18 protein-coding genes are annotated in these 20,634 nt (G+C 59.0%); 14 read left to right on the top strand and 4 right to left on the bottom strand.

Annotated elements, in window-relative coordinates; all coding sequences use genetic code 11:
- Nucleotides 1-28: 28 nt before the first annotated feature.
- Both ahpF and ahpC read right to left on the bottom strand, forming a co-directional pair.
- Nucleotides 29-1,624 carry an alkyl hydroperoxide reductase subunit F gene (gene ahpF, locus IEV54_RS08470; RefSeq protein ID WP_150278670.1) on the bottom strand — a complete coding sequence of 532 codons (1,596 nt, stop codon included), beginning with the start codon at nt 1,622-1,624 and terminating at the stop codon, nt 29-31.
- Between the two features lie 101 nt (nt 1,625-1,725).
- The gene (gene ahpC / locus IEV54_RS08465) at nt 1,726-2,289 is read right to left on the bottom strand and encodes an alkyl hydroperoxide reductase subunit C (protein ID WP_150278669.1); all 564 of its coding nucleotides are present in this window, start codon (nt 2,287-2,289) and stop codon (nt 1,726-1,728) included.
- Between the two features lie 299 nt (nt 2,290-2,588).
- Between ahpC and IEV54_RS08460 the strand changes: the two genes are divergently transcribed.
- The 9 genes from IEV54_RS08460 (at nt 2,589) to IEV54_RS08420 (ending at nt 8,715) form a co-directional block, all read left to right on the top strand.
- On the top strand, nt 2,589-3,842 hold the full coding sequence (locus IEV54_RS08460) for an acyl-CoA dehydrogenase family protein (RefSeq protein ID WP_150278668.1): 1,254 nt from the start codon (nt 2,589-2,591) through the stop codon (nt 3,840-3,842).
- Nucleotides 3,843-3,935: 93 nt separating this feature from the next.
- A complete protein-coding gene (moaC, locus tag IEV54_RS08455; protein WP_150278667.1) occupies nt 3,936-4,433 on the top strand; it encodes a cyclic pyranopterin monophosphate synthase MoaC in 498 nt (165 codons plus the stop codon).
- Complete coding sequence (locus tag IEV54_RS08450; RefSeq protein WP_150278666.1) at nt 4,430-4,678, top strand: MoaD/ThiS family protein; 249 nt, start codon at nt 4,430-4,432, stop codon at nt 4,676-4,678. Before moaC ends, IEV54_RS08450 begins: the two co-directional genes overlap by 4 nt.
- Before the next feature lies 1 nt (nt 4,679).
- Nucleotides 4,680-5,147, top strand: coding sequence for a molybdopterin synthase catalytic subunit MoaE (gene moaE, locus IEV54_RS08445; RefSeq protein ID WP_150278665.1), 468 nt, complete (start codon nt 4,680-4,682; stop codon nt 5,145-5,147).
- A 104-nt stretch (nt 5,148-5,251) separates the two neighbouring features.
- Entirely contained in the window at nt 5,252-5,815 is a 564-nt protein-coding gene (moaB, locus tag IEV54_RS08440) for a molybdenum cofactor biosynthesis protein B (RefSeq protein WP_150278664.1), read from the top strand.
- Nucleotides 5,816-5,902: 87 nt separating this feature from the next.
- The gene (gene ubiU / locus IEV54_RS08435) at nt 5,903-6,898 is read left to right on the top strand and encodes a ubiquinone anaerobic biosynthesis protein UbiU (protein WP_150278663.1); all 996 of its coding nucleotides are present in this window, start codon (nt 5,903-5,905) and stop codon (nt 6,896-6,898) included.
- Nucleotides 6,899-6,911: 13 nt separating this feature from the next.
- Complete coding sequence (locus tag IEV54_RS08430; protein ID WP_150278662.1) at nt 6,912-7,802, top strand: U32 family peptidase; 891 nt, start codon at nt 6,912-6,914, stop codon at nt 7,800-7,802.
- Nucleotides 7,796-8,296, top strand: coding sequence for a ubiquinone anaerobic biosynthesis accessory factor UbiT (ubiT, locus tag IEV54_RS08425; protein ID WP_150278661.1), 501 nt, complete (start codon nt 7,796-7,798; stop codon nt 8,294-8,296). The genes IEV54_RS08430 and ubiT overlap by 7 nt, the downstream gene beginning before the upstream one ends.
- A gap of 23 nt (nt 8,297-8,319) precedes the next feature.
- Nucleotides 8,320-8,715 (top strand): putative zinc-binding protein, encoded by a 396-nt coding sequence (locus IEV54_RS08420; protein ID WP_150278660.1) that lies wholly within the window; start codon nt 8,320-8,322, stop codon nt 8,713-8,715.
- A 61-nt stretch (nt 8,716-8,776) separates the two neighbouring features.
- On the opposite strand, the gene narL is transcribed toward IEV54_RS08420, so the two are convergent.
- Nucleotides 8,777-9,457, bottom strand: a complete 681-nt coding sequence (narL, locus tag IEV54_RS08415; protein WP_150278659.1) for a two-component system response regulator NarL — start codon at nt 9,455-9,457, stop codon at nt 8,777-8,779.
- Nucleotides 9,454-11,331, bottom strand: a complete 1,878-nt coding sequence (locus IEV54_RS08410) for a histidine kinase (RefSeq protein WP_150278658.1) — start codon at nt 11,329-11,331, stop codon at nt 9,454-9,456. Before IEV54_RS08410 ends, narL begins: the two co-directional genes overlap by 4 nt.
- A gap of 302 nt (nt 11,332-11,633) precedes the next feature.
- Between IEV54_RS08410 and IEV54_RS08405 the strand changes: the two genes are divergently transcribed.
- From IEV54_RS08405 to narH, 5 genes are all read left to right on the top strand, one after another.
- Nucleotides 11,634-13,235, top strand: coding sequence for an MFS transporter (locus tag IEV54_RS08405; protein WP_150278657.1), 1,602 nt, complete (start codon nt 11,634-11,636; stop codon nt 13,233-13,235).
- Nucleotides 13,236-13,249: 14 nt separating this feature from the next.
- The gene (locus IEV54_RS08400; RefSeq protein WP_150278656.1) at nt 13,250-13,708 is read left to right on the top strand and encodes a universal stress protein; all 459 of its coding nucleotides are present in this window, start codon (nt 13,250-13,252) and stop codon (nt 13,706-13,708) included.
- 19 nt (nt 13,709-13,727) lie between these two features.
- The gene (locus tag IEV54_RS08395; RefSeq protein ID WP_150278655.1) at nt 13,728-15,206 is read left to right on the top strand and encodes an MFS transporter; all 1,479 of its coding nucleotides are present in this window, start codon (nt 13,728-13,730) and stop codon (nt 15,204-15,206) included.
- 102 nt (nt 15,207-15,308) lie between these two features.
- Nucleotides 15,309-19,085: a nitrate reductase subunit alpha gene (locus IEV54_RS08390; RefSeq protein WP_150278654.1), complete on the top strand. Its 3,777-nt coding sequence runs from the start codon at nt 15,309-15,311 to the stop codon at nt 19,083-19,085.
- Nucleotides 19,086-19,095: 10 nt separating this feature from the next.
- Nucleotides 19,096-20,634 carry a nitrate reductase subunit beta gene (narH, locus tag IEV54_RS08385; protein ID WP_150278653.1) on the top strand — a complete coding sequence of 513 codons (1,539 nt, stop codon included), beginning with the start codon at nt 19,096-19,098 and terminating at the stop codon, nt 20,632-20,634.

Genomic DNA, 20,634 nt, shown 5'->3' with positions numbered 1-20,634 from the left:
GTGGTTTTTTGTTTACAGCCGTCGGCAATCAGGCCGTTTCGGCTTGCTTCTCGTTTTGCTGCACTGCAGCCTTGGCCGGAGCCGGTGTGCGGATCAGGTGGTCAAAGGCGCCCAGCGCTGCGGTCGAGCCTGCACCCATCGCGATGATGATCTGCTTGAAGGGCACGTTAGTAACGTCACCTGCAGCAAACACGTTGGGAATCGAAGTGGTACCGCGGCTGTCGATCTCGATTTCACCATGCTTGCTCAACTTCAATGGCCCACCCTTGAGCCAGTCGGTGTTGGGAATCAAACCGATCTGAACGAAAATGCCGGCAACATCCACCTGCTTGCTTTCCTGTGTCTCACGGTCGGTGTAGGTCAGACCTATAACCTTGTTACCGTCGCCGCGCACCTCGGTAGTCTGAGCACTCTTGATGATGTCGATGTTCGGCATTGAACGTGCCTTGCGCTGCAGAACCTCGTCAGCTCGCAAGGTGTCGGCAAACTCCAGCACGGTTACATGCTCGACGATACCGGCAAGGTCAATGGCCGCTTCGATACCCGAGTTGCCGCCACCAATGACTGCTACACGCTTACCCTTGAACAGCGGACCATCGCAATGTGGGCAATAGGCTACACCCTTGCCACGGTACTGCTGTTCGCCGGGAACATTCATCTCCCTCCAGCGCGCACCAGTCGCCAGGATAACCGAGCGACCAGACAGGGTGGCGCCGTTTTCCAGGCCGATTTTCACATAATCACCTTCGGTCAGGCTCACAGCCTGCTGCTCGGTGAACACATCCACGTCATATTCCTTGACGTGCTCTTCCAGGCTGGCGACCAGCTTGGGGCCTTCGGTGTAGTTCACTGAAATGAAGTTCTCGATACCCATGGTATCCATAACCTGACCACCAAAGCGTTCGGCGACCAGCGCGGTACGAATACCTTTACGGGCGGCGTAGATTGCTGCCGCTGCGCCCGCAGGGCCGCCACCCACAATCAGCACCTCGTAGGGCTCTTGCTTGCTGAGTTCGGCTGCCTTGCGCTTACTGGCGTTGGCGTCGACCTTGTTGATGATTTCGGGCAGAGTCATGCGGCCCTGGCCAAAAAGCTGGCCGTTCAGATAGACCGAAGGCACAGACATGATCTGGCGCTCTTCGACTTCATCCTGGAACAATGCACCATCGATCATCACGTGAGTGATGTTCGGGTTTACTGTGGCCATCAGGTTCAGTGCCTGGACCACGTCAGGGCAGTTCTGACAGGATAGTGAAATGTAGGTCTCGAAATGATACTCGCCGTCCAGGTGGCGGATCTGCTCAAGCAGAGCCGGGTCTGTCTTGGACGGGTGCCCGCCGCTGTGCAGCAGAGCAAGTACCAGCGAGGTAAATTCGTGGCCCATGGGCAGGCCGGCAAAACTGATGCGCGGCGGTACGCCGGTCTGCGCAATGCTCATGCTCGGCGTGCGTTGTGCCTGGTTCCAGTTCAGGCTGATGTGCGGCGACATTTCAGCAATCTCAGTCGCCAGCTCGTTGAGCTCCTGGCTCTTGGGGCTGTCATCCACGGACACGCTGAGCTCGATCGGGGTAATGATGTTCTGCAGGTACGTGTCCAGCTGTTTCTTCAGGTTGGCGTCCAACATAAGCGTGTCCGTCCTCGTTAATTACAAATTCAAGTCGAAAAAAAACCTGGCCCGCCAACCAGGAGCATCGCTCCGCAGCGGGCCAGGTTATTTGGCAGTGCTTAGATCTTGCCTACCAGGTCGAGCGAGGGAGCCAGAGTAGCTTCGCCTTCTTTCCACTTGGCCGGGCAGACTTCGCCGGGGTGGGCTGCGATGTACTGGGCGGCCTTGACCTTGCGCATCAGGTCTTCAGCGTTGCGGCCAATGCCTTCGGAGGTCACTTCAACGGCCTGGATGATACCTTCAGGATCGATGATGAAAGTACCGCGGTCAGCCAGACCCATCTCTTCGCGCATGTTGTCGAAGTTGCGAGTAATGGTGCCAGTCGGGTCACCGATCATGGTGTACTGGATCTTGCCAATGGTCTCGGAGCTATCGTGCCAGGCTTTGTGGGTGAAGTGAGTGTCAGTAGAAACAGAGTAGATTTCTACGCCCATCTTCTGAAATTCTTCGTAGTAATCTGCAACGTCGCCCAGCTCGGTGGGGCAGACGAAAGTGAAGTCAGCAGGATAGAAGAAGAAAACAGCCCACTTGCCCTGCAGGTCGGCATCGGTCACTTCGATGAACTTGCCCTGCTTGAATGCCTGGGCCTTGAAAGGTTTGATCTTGGTGTTGATGACGGACATCGTTAACTCCTTGTTGATTAATCGGTTGGTTATGAAGACGAGAGAATAGTAGGCGCTTACCCTGAATATCTAAAATAAATTTCAGCTAACCCATGGATAGCTTTTGACTATGTGGGGCTTTGGCCTGGGCAATTCAAGGCAGAACCCTACCTGAATTGATGCTGGTCAATTATCCCGAGGTAGCGATAACCGAGAATGACCCCTCAATCCGGTGCGATCCGAACCCGTAAAGTCCCGTAGTGTCTCGAGCTCAGATCGTCCCTGCCGCTAGTGGTTCCCTTTCTCACAGGAGCGTTGAGATGGATTTTGCCTACAGTGCCCAAACCCAGACCCTTCGTGGTCGGGTGCGCGACTTTCTCGATAACTATATTGTGCCGCGGATCGCTCAATGGCAACAGGAAGCGGGAGATGGCAAGCGAGTATCCTTCATGGCGGACCTCAAGGCATTGGCTCGCGAGGAGGGCTTGTGGAATCTGTTTCTGCCATCGCTGGCAGAAAACGAGCCGGGGACGCGCTTGAGCAACCTGGAATATGCGCCGCTGGCAGAGATCATGGGCCGCGTGAGCTGGGCATCGGAGGTGTTCAACTGTAACGCGCCGGATACCGGCAATATGGAATTGCTGCATATGTTCGCCACTGAGGCTCAACGTGAGCGCTGGCTGTGTCCGCTGATGAATGGCGAAACCAGGTCTGCATTCGCGATGACCGAGCCCGACGTGGCTTCCTCCGATGCGAGCAACATCCAGACATTGATTCGCCGCGATGGTGACCAATACATCATCAATGGCCGCAAATGGTTTATAACCAACGCGTCACACCCCGATTGCGACTTTCTGATCGTGATGGGCAAAACCGATCCCGAAGGGGACGCGAAACGGCAACAGAGCATGATCATCGTGCCCTTTGATACTCCTGGTGTTGAACTCGTGCGTAATATCCCGGTCATGCACCACCTGGCGCCGGAGGGCCATAGTGAGTTGCTTTTCCGTGACGTCCGGGTGCCAGCGAGCAACCTGCTAGGCAGTGAAGGTGACGGCTTCATGATGGCCCAGGCGCGCCTCGGGCCAGGCCGAGTACACCACTGTATGCGCGCGATCGGCATGGCTGAGCTGGCCCTCGAGTTAATGGTGGATCGAGCTCAGGAGCGCAAGACCTTCGGACGGTACCTGCATCAGCACGGTAGTATTTCCGATTGGATTGCCCGCTCACGCATGGAGATCGAACAGGCGCGTCTGCTGGTGCTCAAGACCGCATGGATGATCGACGAAGTCGGCGCGCGTGAAGCCCGTCGAGAAATCGCGATGATCAAGGCCGTGGTACCCACCATGCTGGGCAATGTGGTAGACCGGGCAATGCAGGTGTTCGGTGCCATGGGCCTGACTCCGGACACACCCTTGGCCGACCTGTGGATTGCCTCGCGCGCATTGCGCATCGCCGACGGCCCGGATGAGGTTCACCTGCGTAGCATTGCGCGAATGGAGATAGATGGCAGTCACGGGCGTCGTGGTAGCAGCAGCGATTACCTCACCCCGCCGGATAGCCTCCGGCGCTGAACGGCCGGGGGTAGGGCATCCCTCCAGGGAGGTAATGCTCCTGCCCCTGTGCTTGGGGTAAAGTAGGCGCAACTCAACACACAGGAGCGCACTATGCTGACCCATCTGGACGCCCGGGGGCATGCGAATATGGTCGATGTTACTACCAAGGATGCGACCTTTCGCGAAGCGGTAGCCGAATCTCTGGTGCGCATGCGTCCCGACACACTGGCCTTGATCCAGAATGGCGGCCATCCCAAGGGTGATGTGTTCGCTGTGGCGCGCATCGCCGGCATCATGGCAGCCAAACGCACCCATGAACTGATTCCGCTGTGTCATCCATTGTTGCTCACCGGTATTCGAGTCGAGCTTACCGCCCAGGAGCCCGATGCTGTTCGTATCCAGGCGCGCTGCAAACTCGCCGGTCAGACCGGGGTGGAGATGGAAGCGCTGACCGCAGCCAGTATTGCCGCGCTGACGCTCTATGACATGTGCAAGGCGGTGGACAAGGGCATGGTTATCGAGGCTACCCGTCTGCTGGAGAAAACCGGCGGCAAGAGTGGCCATTATGTTGCTCAGAAGCCGGCTGAAGAGCAGGGGGAACGCGGATGATTACCCTGCAATTGTTTGCCCGCTACCGCGAGCTGCTGGATACCGATCATGAACAGATACCCTGGGACGCGGGGCTGCAGTGTGTCGGCGATTTGCGTGATCGGCTGCTTGCCCGCGGTAACGCTTGGGAGGTGCTCGCCGAGCCGCGAGTCATGTGCGCGCGCAACCAGGAAATGTGCAGCCTGGAGGCCCCCCTGACTGACGGCGATGAAATAGCCTTCTTTCCACCGGTAACCGGAGGCTGATATGGCCATTGTCGTGCAGCCTGATGCATTCGACCCCGGCGCCATGCTTAATCGTCTGCATGCGGCTCAGCTGGGCGTGGGGGCGGTGGTCGGATTTGTCGGATATGTCCGCGATTTCAATGATGGCGAAGAGGTCGCGGGCATGCTGCTGGAGCACTACCCCGGCATGACCGAGAAGGCCTTGCAACTTATCGTCGACGAAGCCGGCGAGCGCTGGCCGCTGCTGAATGTCGAGGTGCTGCACCGCGTTGGCCGGCTGGAACCCGGTGAGCCGATAGTGTTCGTGGGTGTCAGTTCGGCCCACCGGGCCGCAGCCTTTGATGCCAGCCATTTCATCATCGACTATCTGAAAACCCGCGCACCCTTCTGGAAGAAGGAAGACACCGGTGCGGGCCCCCGCTGGGTGGATGCGCGGGATCAGGATGGCGCCGAGATGGCCAAGTGGAACCTGCCCGGCGACCCTGAGTAAGCTGATCAGGCTCCCTCCTATTCGCCCCTTAGATACCTCCAAGGGGCAATGTTGCGCGTCAGCCTGGCCATGCATGCTGTGGAAAACCTCACAGGAGCCTGGCCATGGCGCATGCAATGCAACGCGAATTCACCCCGCTGCGGATCGCAGTACTGACTGTCAGCGATACGCGCACCCCTGATACCGATACCGCCGGTGACGTACTCGTGCAGCTGCTGGGTGCGGCTGGTCACGAGCTGGCTGATCGGCAACTTGTCGTCGACGATATCTATCAGTTACGGGCCCGGGTTTCGCAATGGATAGCTGAACCCTCGGTGCAGGTAATACTGATTACTGGCGGCACCGGGTTCAGCGCCCGCGATCATGTGCCACTGGCGATCAGCCCTTTACTGGACCGCCAGATGGCCGGTTTTGGTGAGCTGTTCCGTCAGCTCTCCTACGGCGAAATTGGTACATCTGCGCTTCAGTCGCGCGCTCTGGCGGGCTTTGCCAACGGGGCCTTTATAGCCTGTATGCCCGGGTCCCCCGGTGCATGCGCGACAGCCTGGAACGGCATCCTGCAGCAACAGCTCGATAACCGCACAGGTCCCTGTAACGCGGTAGCGCACATCCGCAGCCATCGGCAGGACACTTTGGCCTGCGCCTCGCGTTCCTCGCCATTGAATTGATACGGATCAAGGCAGACTGGGTGGTGATGGGTCAAAGTGCTCGACCATCGTTTCCACGTTTATCTGGACCTTTTGCAAGGAGCTAGTATGCAACTGGTATGTCCGGCGGGCAGTCTGCCTGCACTCAAGGCCGCGCTTCGTTGCGGCGCCGATGCGGTCTATACCGGCTTTCGGGATGACACCAATGCACGGCATTTTGCCGGCCTGAATTTTTCCGATAAGCAACTCGAAAGCGGGCTGGGTCTGATTCGCGCCCAGGGGCGTCAACTGTATATTGCGGTCAACACCTATGCGTTGCCGGATGGCTGGTCGCGCTGGAAGAGAGCGGTAGACCAGGCCGCGGATCTGGGCGTGGATGCGTTGATCGCCGCCGACCCCGGGGTGCTTGCTTACGCCAGTCGTAACCATCCCGGGTTGAACCTCCACCTGTCGGTCCAGGGCTCGGCGACCAATGCCGGAGCACTGGATTTCTATCACCAGCAGTACGGCATCCGTCGCGCAGTGCTGCCGCGGGTGCTGTCACTGAATCAGGTTCGTCAGGTCGCTGCCGCCAGTCCCGTGCCGATAGAAGTGTTTGCCTTTGGCAGTCTGTGCATCATGGCCGAGGGCCGCTGTCATCTGTCTTCCTATGTCACCGGTCAATCACCCAACCTGTGCGGCGTGTGTTCCCCGGCCAGCGCAGTGCGCTGGAGCCAGGAACCCGAAGCCCTGTCCTCGCGGTTGAACGAGGTGCTGATAGACCGCTACGCCGATGGTGAGGCGGCGGGTTATCCGACCCTGTGCAAGGGTCGCTTCATGGTCAACGGCAAACGTTTTCACGCGCTCGAAGAGCCAACCAGTCTGAATACCATCGATCTGATTCCGCAACTGACCGAGATAGGTGTGGCGGCGGTGAAGATCGAGGGGCGGCAGCGCAGCCCCAGCTACGTCGAACAGGTCACGGGGGTATGGCGCCAGGCACTTGATCGCTATGCGGCAAAACCCTCGGCGTTTGCCGTGGATGCAGCCTGGAATACCTTGCTGGAAAAATTATCGGAAGGCAGCCAGACGACTCTGGGCGCCTATGACCGGCCGTGGCAATAAGGAGCTGATGCAGATGAAACTCTCGATGGGACCGATCCTGTTCTATTGGCAGCGCCAGGAGATCATGGATTTCTATGCCAGCATGGCCTCCCAGCCCCTCGATGCCATCTATCTGGGCGAAACCGTCTGTTCCAAACGCCGGGCGCTGTCGCTGGACGACTGGCTGGGGCTGGCCCGGGATCTGCGCAGTGAAAGCGATGCCGAGGTGGTGATTTCTGGTATGGCGCTCATCGAGGCGGCCTCGGAGCTTTCCACCCTGCGCAGACTCTGCGAAAACGGTGACGTGCGGGTAGAAGCCAACGATATGGCCGCTGTGCAATACCTCAGGCAACGGGGTGTCGAGTTCACCGGTGGCCCCTCCCTGAATCTCTACAACGCCTACGCCCTGGATGAAATGGTGCGTCTTGGCATGACCCGCTGGGTGCCGCCCGTGGAAGTGTCCGAAGCCTTGCTGCGCAATCTGGTCGGCCAGGCCCGCAAGGAGGGGCTGCAGATACCCGAAATTGAAATCTACGCCTGGGGCTACCTGCCGTTGGCCTACTCGGCGCGCTGCTTTACCGCCCGTGCCGACAACCGCCCCAAGGATGATTGTGGCTTTATCTGTCAGGACTATCCGGAAGGCCTGCCGCTGCTAAGCCAGGAAGGGCAGCCGCTGTTCACCCTCAACGGAATCCAGACAATGTCTGCCGGTATTACCAATCTGCTGGCAGAGTATCCGCGGATGAATGTCATGGGCGTTGACATGTTGCGCATCAGCCCGGCTGCCCGGGATATGGAGGCCGTGGTGCGCAGTTTCGATCAGGTTCGCCAGGGCGCCGAGCCGCCCCTGGCCATCGATGGCTGCAATGGGTATTGGTACGGTGAGCCAGGCATGCTGCGGGTAGAGGAGGCGGGGCTATGTTGAATCCGGCGCGGGCTTTACTCCGGGCCGGCGGGCCCCTGTTGGCCCTGGGCCGTCACACACCGTTCCTGATGCAGCGGTTGGTGATCGAAAAGAGTATGGCCAGGTTGTTCGCCGCTCCGGTCGCCGAAGGCAGCTTTGATTGTCTGCAGGGGCGCTGGTTGCGTCTGGAAGTAGCGGATCTGGGGCTGGCCTGGAACGTAACCCGCGGCCGACTGGGTCTGCAACTGAACGAACATGCCCGCGCCGATCTGGTGATACGTGGCAACTGGCGGGAGTTTCTGCTGCTGGCCAGTCGCTACGAAGACCCGGATACGCTGTTTTTCCGCCGGCGCCTGACAATCGAGGGCGATACCGAACTGGGTCTGGAGATCAAGAATCTGATCGACAGTCTCGACCCTGACGATCTGCCCCCGCGCCTCTGGCAGACCCTGCGCTGGCTGGGTGGCGAAGCCGTTATCGATGAGCGCACGCACGGGCAGCCGCACGCTGCCTGAAATACCCTTGTAAAGGAGATGTCATGCCTGCCAAGACCGAACCGCTGGTTTATTCCTGCTCCGGCTGCTCGAACGTTGCCCAGTTGGCCAACACACTGGCGTTGCGTCTGGATCGTGCCGGAATTGCTGAAATGTCCTGTATCGCCGGCGTGGGCGGCGGAGTGTCGGCGCTGGTCCGGGTCGCCCGGTCAGGTCGTCGGGTTGTGGCCATCGATGGTTGCAAGCTGGCATGTGCCAAAGCCTGTTTACGCCAGGCAGGCGTCGAGCCGGACCTGCACGTCATGCTCGGCGATTTTGGTGTGCGCAAGCGTTTCGGCGAGGATTGCAGCGTGGAGCAAGCCGATCAGCTTGAAGACGAGCTGGTGGAGATGATCTGGCGCCTGCCGGACAATGGATCTGTGCTGTCCGGGTCACGTTGACCGGGTCACGCTGACCGGCTCGCGCGGCCGAACGCGGCTCCCACAGGCTGATCCCGCTAGTTCAGGCGATATTATTCTCCACTACCCATACTGCCGCTTCAGTGCGCGAGCGCATGCCGAGCTTGTTGAGCAGCCGCTTGACATGCACCTTCACCGTTCCCTCGGCAATATCCAGGCGGCGGGCGATCATCTTGTTGCTCAGGCCCTTGGTAATGAGCTTGAGCACGTCCTTTTCCCGTTTGGTCAGATTGGCCGCCTGCACCTGTGACGGGGTTTTGGGCCTCTCGCGGATAGCTTCGGCAAGCACCATGGTCAGTTCCGGGCTCAGGGCCAGTTTGCCCCGTGCAGCCAGGCGTATGTGCTCAACCAGAGCTTCCGGATCCATGTCCTTGAGCAGGTAGCCGTCGGCACCCTGGCGCAGAGCCTGCAGCACGTCACTGTGATCATCCGACACGGTGAACATGATAATGCGCGCATCCACCTGTTGGTCGCGCATCTGACGCAGGGTCTCCAGGCCGTCCATGCCGGGCATGTTCAGGTCCAGCAAAATCAGGTCGGGCTCCAACTCGGTGGCCATGCGAATGGCGTCGGGGCCGCTCCCGGCTTCACCTATCGGATCCATGTCGTCCTCCATGGCCAGCAGGTCACGCAGGCCCCTGCGCATCATGGGATGGTCGTCTACCAGCAGAATTTTTACCGGGTCATCTGTGGGGCTGTCCGTGGCAATGGCTTGGTCGGTCATGATCCGCTCCGCTCCTGTTTGAGATCGAGTAGGCGATAGTCCGGTGGGAAGCGCAGATATACCCGTGTGCCGCCTGCGTCCCTCGGTGTAACAGTCAAGGTACCATTGAGGCTGTTGGCGCGCTCGACCAGAATAGTAATACCGTAATGTCCCGCCGGAGAAATGCTATCGGTGATCCCGATGCCGTCATCATCGACGGTGACATGTATGGTGCCTTGCCTGTCCTGAGTCAACCGCAGGGCGCAGCTCTTTGCCCTGGCATGTTTGACGACGTTGCTCAGTGCCTCACGGACAATCTGCAGACAATGGATTTCCTCGTTGGGCGTCAACGGGCAATGGTCGAGCTGGTAGTCCATCTGGATGTCTACTCCCGAGTTGGCCCCGAACTCCTTCACGGTTGCCTGCAGTGCCGGTTTCAGGCCCGGCTCGTTGACCTTGATGCGAAAGGTCGTAAGCAGCTCGCGTAGCTGACGATAGGCGGAGTTGAGGCCTCGCTCGATCTCCTCCATGGTGTCGGCCAACTCTTCCGGCGCGCATCCCTTTGCCGTCTGACGCTTGAGCCTGGCCAACTGCAATTTCTGTGCGGACAGGGATTGGGCAAGGGAGTCGTGGAGTTCGCGGGCGATCACCGCGCGTTCTTCCATTAACGCCATCCTGGCGTGCTGCTGACCTTGATTGGCCAGGCTGAGAGAGGCCGCATACAGATCGGCGAGGGTGATCATCAATCGTGATTGCCAGGGCTCGAGCTGCTCGCCTGCCGGCTGTTCGACGCGCAGAGAGCCCAGATCGGTCTGCCCTGAACGCAATTCGAAACTGATCAGATGGTTGCCGGACGGCAAATGGGCGCCGTCCTGGTTGACCGGGCACGCCTGGCAGTCGGGCAGCTTGCAATAGGCTGGCGGCAGCAGGCTGGCTGAGGTCATCGCTGTATGGCTGTCGGTCTCGGCTACCCGGTTCAGGCATAGCGAGACCGGACCGCAACCGAGAATGGTGCGTACTTTTGACAATTGGCGGCCCATCACCACTACCGGCTCGTCGGGTTGGCTGTAAAGCAATCGCGCGCTGTCGAACAGCAGCTGCAGCGTGGCGTTGCTGCGCGTCAGTGCGGCGGTTTTCTCATCAACCTTGCTTTCCATATTGGCGTAGAGGCTGCCCAGCTCCTGATTCATCTGGTTCAGCGTGCGCGAGAGCATGCTCAATTCGGTTTCACCTGCCACAGTAACCTGGCCGGTGAAATTGCCGCGGCTGATCTGCCTTGCCATGGCGGTCAATTGACGCAACGGGGTTACCAGCTTGTTGTTGAGCGCAAAGATGAGCAGGAATGCAATCAGTACAATCACAAACAACGTACCAACCTGAAGGCCTCGGATGATTTCCAGGTTCTTTTCCGATGATTTCTGCAGGGTTCCCACAAAATCATCGATCTGGGCAACAAACTGGGGCACCTCGGCGCGGAACGCTGTTGCGTTGGTGGGTAATTCCAGCAGCGGCCGCATGGTCTGCTGCCATTGCTCCAGGGTTCGGGCGTGCAATTCACTAAGGCCACTGCCGCTGTGTCTCATCAGCGCCGATTCAATGGCGGCCGCGCCCAGAGTGGCGTCCATTATCTGTACCTGCCGATTCAGGTTGGCCGGGTCCTGATCGGCGATCAGCGCCAGGCGATAAGCCTGCATTCGCAAGCTCCCAGCCTGGTTTATGGCGCCTGCATCCCCCTCCAGCGAATCCGCCATATACAGCCCCCCAAGCATGCTGACCAGGGTGACTCCGATGATGATGACAAACGCCACCAGCGTACTGAACACGATCGAATGGCGTGGTGCTGGAAGGTCAGCGTCGCCTGCCGCGATTTCGTCGTCTGTGCTGAGTGAGTGCATTTCGAGATGGTTCCGTGGGAAGGCCCTACGTTGCTGGCGGGTATACCCCTTAAGCCTCGACGTAGCGCGCAATGAACTGATCGCTTGTGTGCTGGTGTTACAAGTTGCTGATTTTTAGCATTTTTATGTGATTTTAGGGAGTAACCCAAAGGAGGTACACCCTCCAGTCTGCCAGTTTCACCCCCCTGAAAATATTGATGTGGATCAACTTAACAGGGGCGTCCCTCTTATACGTTGCCAGGCATCCCCAACGCTCCGGGCCTCCGGACGATGGCACAGCAGGCAAGATGGAAGGGCGCATTATGACCGATATCGAAAAATGGAACCCGGAAGATACCGACTTCTGGGACAGTCGCGGCAGGAAAATAGCCAATCGTAATCTGTGGATATCCATCCCCAGCCTACTGATGGGCTTCGCCATCTGGTTGATGTGGGGCATTGTAACGGTCCAGATGATCAACCTGGGCTTTCCCTTCGCTCCGGCTGAGCTCTTCACCCTGACCGCCATCGCCGGTCTGACCGGTGCCACCCTGCGTATCCCGGCGTCGTTCATGATCCGGATCTCCGGGGGGCGCAATACCATTTTCCTCACCACACTGTTGTTGGTGATCCCGGCTGCAGGCGCGGGCATGGCTCTGCAGAGTCAGGATACCCCGCTGTGGGTGTTCCAGCTGCTGGCCTTTCTGTCCGGTATCGGTGGAGGCAACTTCGCCTGCTCGATGAGCAATATCAGCGGATTTTTCCCGAAGAAACAGCAGGGCCTGGCCCTGGGCCTGAATGCCGGTCTGGGCAACTTCGGCGTCACCACCATGCAGATTCTCATTCCCCTGGTGATGACTGCAGGGGTATTCGGCGCCTTTGCCGGTGGTTCCATGACGCTGCTCAGCGACAGTGGAACCCTGATCGGGCGTATCGCGGCGGGTACCGAAACCTGGATACAGAACGCCGGCTGGATATGGGTGGTGTTCCTGATTCCGTTGGGGTTCGCCGGCTGGTTCGGCATGAACAACCTGCTGACTATCACGCCCAATCCAGGGAATGCCCTATCAGCCTTTGGCAAGATTCTGGGCCTGTATGTAGTCGGTTTTGCTACCGCCGGACTTGGCCTCTACCTCTACTTGCCGGCGCCAACCGGGTTGGGCGTGCTGAACATGTGGGTGACCATGATCCTGATCATGGGGCTGACCCTGTTCATTCTGCGCATGCTGCCAGGCAGCATCAAGCCGAACATCAAGCGCCAGTTCCAGATTTTTTCCGACAAGCACACCTGGTCGATGAGCGTGCTTTACATCCTCACTTTCGGTTCCTTTATCGGCTTTTCCATGGCGTTGCCCCTTTCGATCACGGTGATCTTCGGTTACCTGAATGAAGTTGCCATCGATGGCACGGTCACCCGGGTAGTGAATCCCAACGCGCCAAGCGCGCTGACCTATGCATGGATCGGACCCTTTATTGGCGCTCTGATCCGTCCTCTGGGTGGCTGGATTTCCGACAAGGTTGGCGGCTCCATCGTCACCCAGGTGATCTCGGTAGTCATGGTCATAGCGTCCGTTGCTGCCGGCTATGTGATGCAGCTGGCTTACAGCTCTACGCATCCAGAGCAGTATTTCTTCCTCTTTCTGGTGCTTTTTCTGGTGTTGTTTGCCGCATCGGGCATCGGCAACGGTTCGACCTTCCGCACCATCGGCGTGATCTATGACCGCGAGAAGGCCGGCCCGGTACTGGGCTGGACCTCGGCGGTGGCTGCCTATGGCGCCTTTGTCGCGCCTATCGTGATCGGCGAGCAGGTCAAGGCGGGTACTCCTGAGGTGGCCATGTACGGGTTCGCGGTGTTCTACGCACTCTGCCTGGTACTCAACTGGTGGTTCTACCTGCGCCCCAATGCCTACGTCAAGAACCCCTGAGCGGAGCAACCAATATGCGAATCATGATTGCCTATGACCATTCCCGCAACGCCATCACGGCATTGCAGAGCACCATCGATATGTTCAAGCCGCTCAAGCCGCTGATCATGCTGGTCGGTGTGGTGGAGGAGAGTCTGGATACCAGCAGCGTTGCAAGCCAGAGCTACGAACAGCAGCGGGCTGAATTCGAGGGTCACCTGCGCCTTGCAGCTGAAAAGGTTGTAGGCCAGGGCCTGGATGCCGAGGTGATTATTGCCGAAGGGGATGTGCGCAAGATGATCCTCAAGGCAGTCGAGCACAAGAAACCGGACCTGCTGGTGATTGCTCGTCACAGTCAGGAGCCCGACGGCGGATTTATCTCGCGGTCGCTGAACCTGCTGGTCGATGAGCTCGATTACATGACCTTTGGCAGCGTCAGCGCCTTTCTGGCCCGGCGCGCGCCCTGTCCGGTGCTGATTCAGGCATGTCCTTGATTACACCAGGAGAATCCAAATGAAAGTGTCTGAAGTTTTCCAGTGGAAGCGCCCTGAAATCCGCGCCCTGCACCTGACCTGGCTGGCTTTCTATATCAGCTTCTTTGTCTGGTTTGGCATGGCGCCATTGGCGTCGAGCATGCTCAAGAGTCTGAGCTGGCTGACCCCCGATGACATAAAGCTGTTTGCCATTGCCAACGTGGCGCTGACCATACCGGCGCGCATCATCGTCGGTATGGCACTGGACCGTTTCGGCCCACGCCGGGTGTTCTCGATTCTGCTGGTGGTCATGGCGCTACCGGCGCTGTTCTTCGCCTTTGGCGACACGCGGGTCCAGTTGCTGGTGTCACGACTGGTGCTGAGTTCGGTGGGTGCCAGCTTCGTCGTGGGTATTCACATGACTGCGATGTGGTTCAAGCCCAAGGACATCGGCTTCGCCGAGGGCTTCTATGCCGGCTGGGGCAACTTCGGCTCTGCCGCAGCGGCGATGACGCTACCGGCAATTGCCATTCACGCCTTTGGCGGGCCGGACGGCTGGCGCTGGGCGGTGGCTGCTTCGGCAATCATCATGGCGGCTTACGGCGTGTTTTACTGGTTCGCGATTACCGACGGCCCGGCCGGCACAGTCCATCGCAAACCCCACAAGACCGCCGCGCTGGAGGTCAGCACCTGGGCGGACATGCTCAAACTGATTGCCTGGACCATCCCCATGGTCGGGGTGCTGGCGATTCTGGTGTGGCGTATCGAGGGTATGGGCTACCTGTCTGATACTGGGGCCTGGATCTGCTACGCGGTCATTGCTGCGGTAGTGGTCTATCAGGTAGTGCAGATTCTCAGGGTGAATATTCCGATTCTGAAAAAGGGTGTGCCCGAGGACGACAAATACCCCTTCAACAGCGTCGCGGCACTCAACTCGACCTACTTTGCCAACTTTGGTGCCGAGCTGGCGGTGGTGTCCATGCTGCCGATGTTCTTCGAAATGACCTGGGGTCTGACGCCGACTACGGCCGGCATTATCGCGGCATCCTTTGCCTTTGTGAATCTGGTGGCGCGTCCGATGGGCGGGCTGGTGTCGGACCGTATGGGTAACCGCCGCTTCGTGATGCTCGCTTATATGCTCGGGATCAGCGTGGGCTTCCTGTTCATGGGCCTGATGAACGAGAAATGGCCGCTGTTTGTCGCCGTGATCATCACTGTCTGTTGCTCGGTTTTTGTTCAGGGTGCAGAGGGCGCCACATTCGGCATCATTCCTTCCATCAAGCGTCGGGTCACTGGCCAGATTTCCGGCATGGCCGGGGCCTACGGCAACGTCGGCGCTGTCTGCTATCTGACCCTTTTCACCTTTGTAACGCCTTCCCAGTTTTTCATGATCATTGCTGCCGGCGCGTTCGTCAGCTTTGCGGTCTGCTTCTTCTGGCTCAAAGAGCCGGAGGGTGCATTCTCCGATGAATATTACGTGTCTTCGGTAGACCGCGAACTGGAGGTACGGAACGCGTAGAAAGCCATCTGAATACGAACCTGAGTGCGCCGCACCGCGGCGCCCTGACATTACGTGATAGCCGGTCCGGCTATAAGACCAGACCGAATGAGGAGAAATACCATGAGCCACTTGCTTGATCAGCTACGCTTCTTCAACCGCAAGCAGGATGAATTTGCTGACGGACACGGTGAAACGCGCATCGAATCGCGCGACTGGGAAAATGTCTACCGGGCCCGCTGGCAGTACGACAAGATCGTGCGCTCCACCCATGGTGTGAACTGCACCGGATCCTGTTCCTGGAAGATCTACGTCAAGAACGGTCTGATTACCTGGGAAACCCAGCAGACAGACTACCCGCGCACCCGTCCGGACCTGCCCAACCACGAGCCACGCGGCTGTCCGCGGGGGGCCAGCTACAGCTGGTACATCTACAGCGCCAACCGCCTGAAGTACCCCAAGGTGCGCAAGGCACTGCTCAAGCTGTGGCGCGAAGAGCGGACAACCAAGGCCCCGGTGGACGCCTGGCGCAGTATTGTCGAGGATCAGGCCAAGGCCACCTCATACAAGGCAGAACGCGGCCTGGGTGGTTTCATCCGGTCCAGTTGGGACGAAGTCACCGAGATCATCGCCGCGGCCAACGTCTATACCGTCAAACAGTATGGCCCGGACCGTGTGGTCGGATTTTCACCGATCCCGGCCATGTCCATGGTCAGCTACGCAGCGGGCAGCCGCTATCTGTCGCTGATCGGTGGTGTATGCCTGAGCTTCTATGACTGGTACTGCGATTTGCCCCCAGCCTCACCCATGGTCTGGGGCGAGCAGACCGACGTGCCGGAATCGGCCGACTGGTATAACTCCAACTACATCATTGCCTGGGGTTCCAACGTCCCGCAGACCCGTACACCGGACGCGCACTTCTTTACCGAGGTGCGCTACAAGGGCACCAAGACCGTGTCCATTACCCCGGATTATTCGGAAGTTGCCAAACTGACCGACCTCTGGCTGAACCCCAAGCAGGGCACCGATGCCGCCCTTGCGCAGGCGTTCAACCACGTCATCTTCAAGGAGTTCCACCTCGAGAATCCGAGTGCGTACTTTACTGATTACGTGCGCCGCTATACCGATTTTCCGATGCTGGTGTTGCTGGAAGAGGCCGAGCATGGCTTCAAGCCAACACGCTTTCTGCGCGCTTCGGATCTCGACGATCAGCTGGGCCAGGACAACAACCCCGAGTGGAAAACCATCGCGATCGACAGCAACACCGATCAATTGGTATCGCCGCTCGGGTCTATCGGCTACCGCTGGGGCGAGTCGGGCAAGTGGAACATTGAAGCCCGTGAGGGTGGCGAGGGTCGTGAGGTCACACTGCAGCTCAGTCAGATCGAGAAGGGCGAAGTCGTCAATGTGGCCTTCCCGTATTTTGGCGGCCAGTTACACGATCACTTCCAGCAGGCCGATGGCGAAGAGATACAGTACCGTCATCTGCCCAGCCGTCTGCTGATCATGGCCGATGGCAAGCAGCTGCGCGTGGCCACCGTATTCGATATTCAGGCTGCAGGTCTGGCTATCGACCGCGGCCTGGGCGGCGCCAACGTGGCCAGCAGTTATGACGATGCCAGCGTACCGGGTACCCCGGCTTGGCAGGAGCAAATCACCGGTGTGAGCCGCGAAAAGGTCATTCAGGTGGCACGCGAGTTCGCCGACAACGCGGACAAGACCAAAGGCCGCTCGATGATCATCGTCGGCGCGGCGATGAACCACTGGTACCACATGGACATGAACTACCGTGGTCTGATCAACATGTTGTTGATGTGTGGCTGCGTGGGTCAGACCGGTGGCGGCTGGGCACACTATGTGGGCCAGGAAAAACTGCGTCCGCAAACCGGCTGGCTGCCCCTGGCCTTCGGTCTGGACTGGGACCGCCCACCACGTCAGATGAACGGCACCAGCTTTTTCTACAACCACAGTTCCCAGTGGCGCCACGAGAAGATGAGCGTGCACGAAATCCTCTCGCCGCTGGCCGACAAGTCGCAGTTCCCCGAGCACATGCTCGATTACAACATTCGCGCCGAGCGCGGCGGCTGGCTGCCGAGCGCGCCGCAGCTTAACCGCAACCCGCTGGCAATCTGCCGTGAGGCTGCGGCCAAGGGCATGGATCCCAAGGACTATGCACTGCAGAGCCTGCAGGATGGCAGCCTGAGATTTGCCTGCGAGCAGCCGGACAACAGCGATAACTTCCCGCGCAACATGTTCATCTGGCGCTCCAACCTGCTGGGCAGTTCGGGCAAGGGCCATGAGTACATGCTCAAGTACCTGCTGGGTACGCCCCGGCATGGCGTGATGAACGAGGACCTGGGCAAGCGTGACGGAGTCAAGCCGACTGAAGCCGACTGGGTAGACGAGGGTGCCATCGGCAAGATCGACCTGGTCACCACGCTGGATTTCCGTATGTCCTCGACCTGCGTGTACTCCGATATCGTCCTGCCGACCGCAACCTGGTACGAGAAGGACGACATGAATACCTCGGACATGCATCCGTTCATTCACCCCCTTTCCGCTGCCATCGATCCAGCCTGGGAGTCCCGTTCCGACTGGGACATCTACAAGGCAATCGCCAAGAAATTCTCGGAGATTTCCGAGGGTGAGCTGGGTGTGGAAAAGGACCTGGTAACCATCCCGATGCTGCACGACAGCCCCGGCGAACTGGCCCAGCCCTTCGGCGGTACCGACTGGAAAACCGCCGGTGAAGCACCTGTGCCCGGCAAGAACTGCCCGAACATGGTGGTAGTGGAGCGTGATTACCCCAACACCTTCAAGAAGTTCAGTTCCCTGGGCCCTTTGCTCGAGAAGCTGGGCAATGGCGGCAAGGGGATCAGCTGGAATACCGATGACGAGGTGGAGTTCCTCGGCAAGCTGAACCACGAAGTCCTGGATGAGGGTATCAGCCAGGGTCGTCCACAGATCAATACCGCGATCGACGCCTGCGAGGTGATCCTCTCGCTGGCTCCGGAAACCAATGGCCACGTTGCGGTCAAGGCCTGGGCTGCACTGTCGAAGTTCACTGGCCGCGACCACAGCCACCTGGCGGTGGGCAAGGAGCATGAGGCGATCCGCTTCCGTGATATCCAGGCCCAACCGCGCAAGATCATCTCCAGCCCGACCTGGTCAGGCCTGGAAGACGATCACGTGAGCTACAGCGCCGGTTACACCAACGTCCACGAGATGATTCCGTGGCGCACCATTACCGGCCGCCAGCAGTTCTTCCAGGATCACCCCTGGATGCAGGCCTTCGGCGAACAGCTGATGAGCTACCGTCCGCCGGTCAACACCCGCACCACCGGCTATGTGCTGGGCAAGAAGCCCAATGGCAACAACGAGATCGTGCTGAACTGGATCACCCCGCACCAGAAGTGGGGTATCCACAGCACCTATTCCGACAACCTGATCATGCTCACCCTGAGTCGTGGTGGCCCGATCATCTGGTTGTCCGAGGTCGATGCGGTCAAGGCCGGGATCGAGGACAACGACTGGGTTGAATGCTTCAACGCCAACGGCGCCCTGGTCGCCCGTGCAGTGGTCAGCCAACGGGTGATGGAAGGAATGGTGATGATGTACCACGCCCAGGAACGCATCATGAACATGCCCGGTAGTGAAATGACCGGCACCCGCGGCGGGCACCATAACTCGGTCACCCGCGTGGTACTCAAACCGACCCACATGATTGGCGGCTATGCCCAGCAATCCTGGGGTTTCAATTACTACGGCACCGTCGGCTGCAACCGCGATGAATTCGTTGTGGTGCGCAAGATGGACAAGGTCGACTGGTTGGATGACGTCGAACTGGGTGGCCTTGGCGGGGACGCCCTGCCACAAGCCCTGCCACAGGACATCAAGTGAGGAACCGGCCATGAAAATTCGTTCACAAGTAGGAATGGTACTGAATCTGGACAAGTGCATCGGCTGCCACACTTGCTCGATTACCTGCAAGAACATCTGGACCAGCCGTGAAGGTATGGAATACGCCTGGTTCAACAACGTCGAGACCAAGCCTGGTATCGGTTACCCGAAAGAGTGGGAAAACCAGACCAAATGGAAGGGCGGCTGGAAACGCAATGCCGACGGTTCGATCAATCCGCGCATTGGCGGCAAGTTCCGTGTACTGGCGAACATCTTCGCCAACCCGGATATGCCGACCATCGATGATTACTACGAGCCCTTCGACTTCGATTATCAGCACCTGCACACCGCACCTTCGTCCAAACACCAGCCCACCGCCCGGCCGCGTTCGGCCATCAGCGGCAAGCGCATGGAAAAGATCGAGTGGGGTCCCAACTGGGAGGAAATTCTAGGTACCGAGTTTGCCAAGCGCCGCAAGGATCAGAACTTCGACAGCATTCAGGCTGACATCTACGGTGAGTACGAAAACACCTTCATGATGTATCTGCCAAGGCTGTGCGAGCACTGCCTGAATCCGACCTGCGCAGCGGCGTGCCCCAGTGGGGCCATCTACAAGCGCGAGGAAGACGGCATCGTACTGATTGACCAGGAAAAGTGCCGCGGCTGGCGCATGTGCATCAGCGGTTGCCCGTACAAGAAGATCTACTTCAACTGGAAGAGCGGCAAGTCGGAAAAGTGCATTTTCTGCTATCCGCGTATCGAAGCCGGCATGCCCACCGTCTGCTCGGAAACCTGCGTCGGCCGTATCCGTTACCTGGGTGTACTGCTGTACGACGCAGACCGCATTCACGAAGTGGCCAGCACGCCCAGCGAGCAGGACCTGTACGAAGAGCAACTGGGTCTGTTCCTGGATCCCCATGATCCGGCGGTAATCGAGCAGGCGTTGGCTGACGGCGTACCGATGTCAGTGATAGACGCAGCGCAGGCTTCACCAGTGTACAAGCTGGCGGTCGACTGGCGTCTGGCGCTACCGCTGCACCCGGAGTATCGCACCCTGCCGATGGTCTGGTATGTGCCGCCATTGTCGCCGATCCAGAACGCCGCCGAGGCGGGCAAAATCAGCATGAACGGCATTTTGCCGGATGTGGACAGCCTGCGCATTCCCCTGCGTTATCTGGCCAATCTGCTGACTGCCGGCGACGAAGCGCCGGTCAAACTGGCGCTCAAGCGGCTGTTGGCCATGCGTGTGTACAAGCGCTCGCAGCAGGTCGACGGTGTAGAGAATCTCCAGGTGCTGGAAGACGTGGGTCTGACCCGCGCGTTGGCCGAGGACATGTACCGCTACCTGGCGATTGCCAATTACGAAGACCGTTTCGTGATTCCGACCGCCCACCGCGAGGAAGCGTTGAGCGAAGTATTTGCAGAGCGAAACGGCTGCGGCTTTAGCTTCGGCAGCGGCTGCTCCGGCAGCTCCGATACCAATATGTTCGGTGGCAAGAAAGCCAACCGTCGCGACGTCGTCAAGACCGTCCAGCTCTGGGAGGAGTAA

Origin of the sequence: Halopseudomonas salina, from assembly GCF_014637955.1 — a bacterium.
In the GTDB taxonomy this organism is placed as follows: Bacteria; Pseudomonadota; Gammaproteobacteria; order Pseudomonadales; family Pseudomonadaceae; genus Halopseudomonas; species Halopseudomonas salina.
This window is presented reverse-complemented; position numbering and strand designations above follow the sequence as displayed.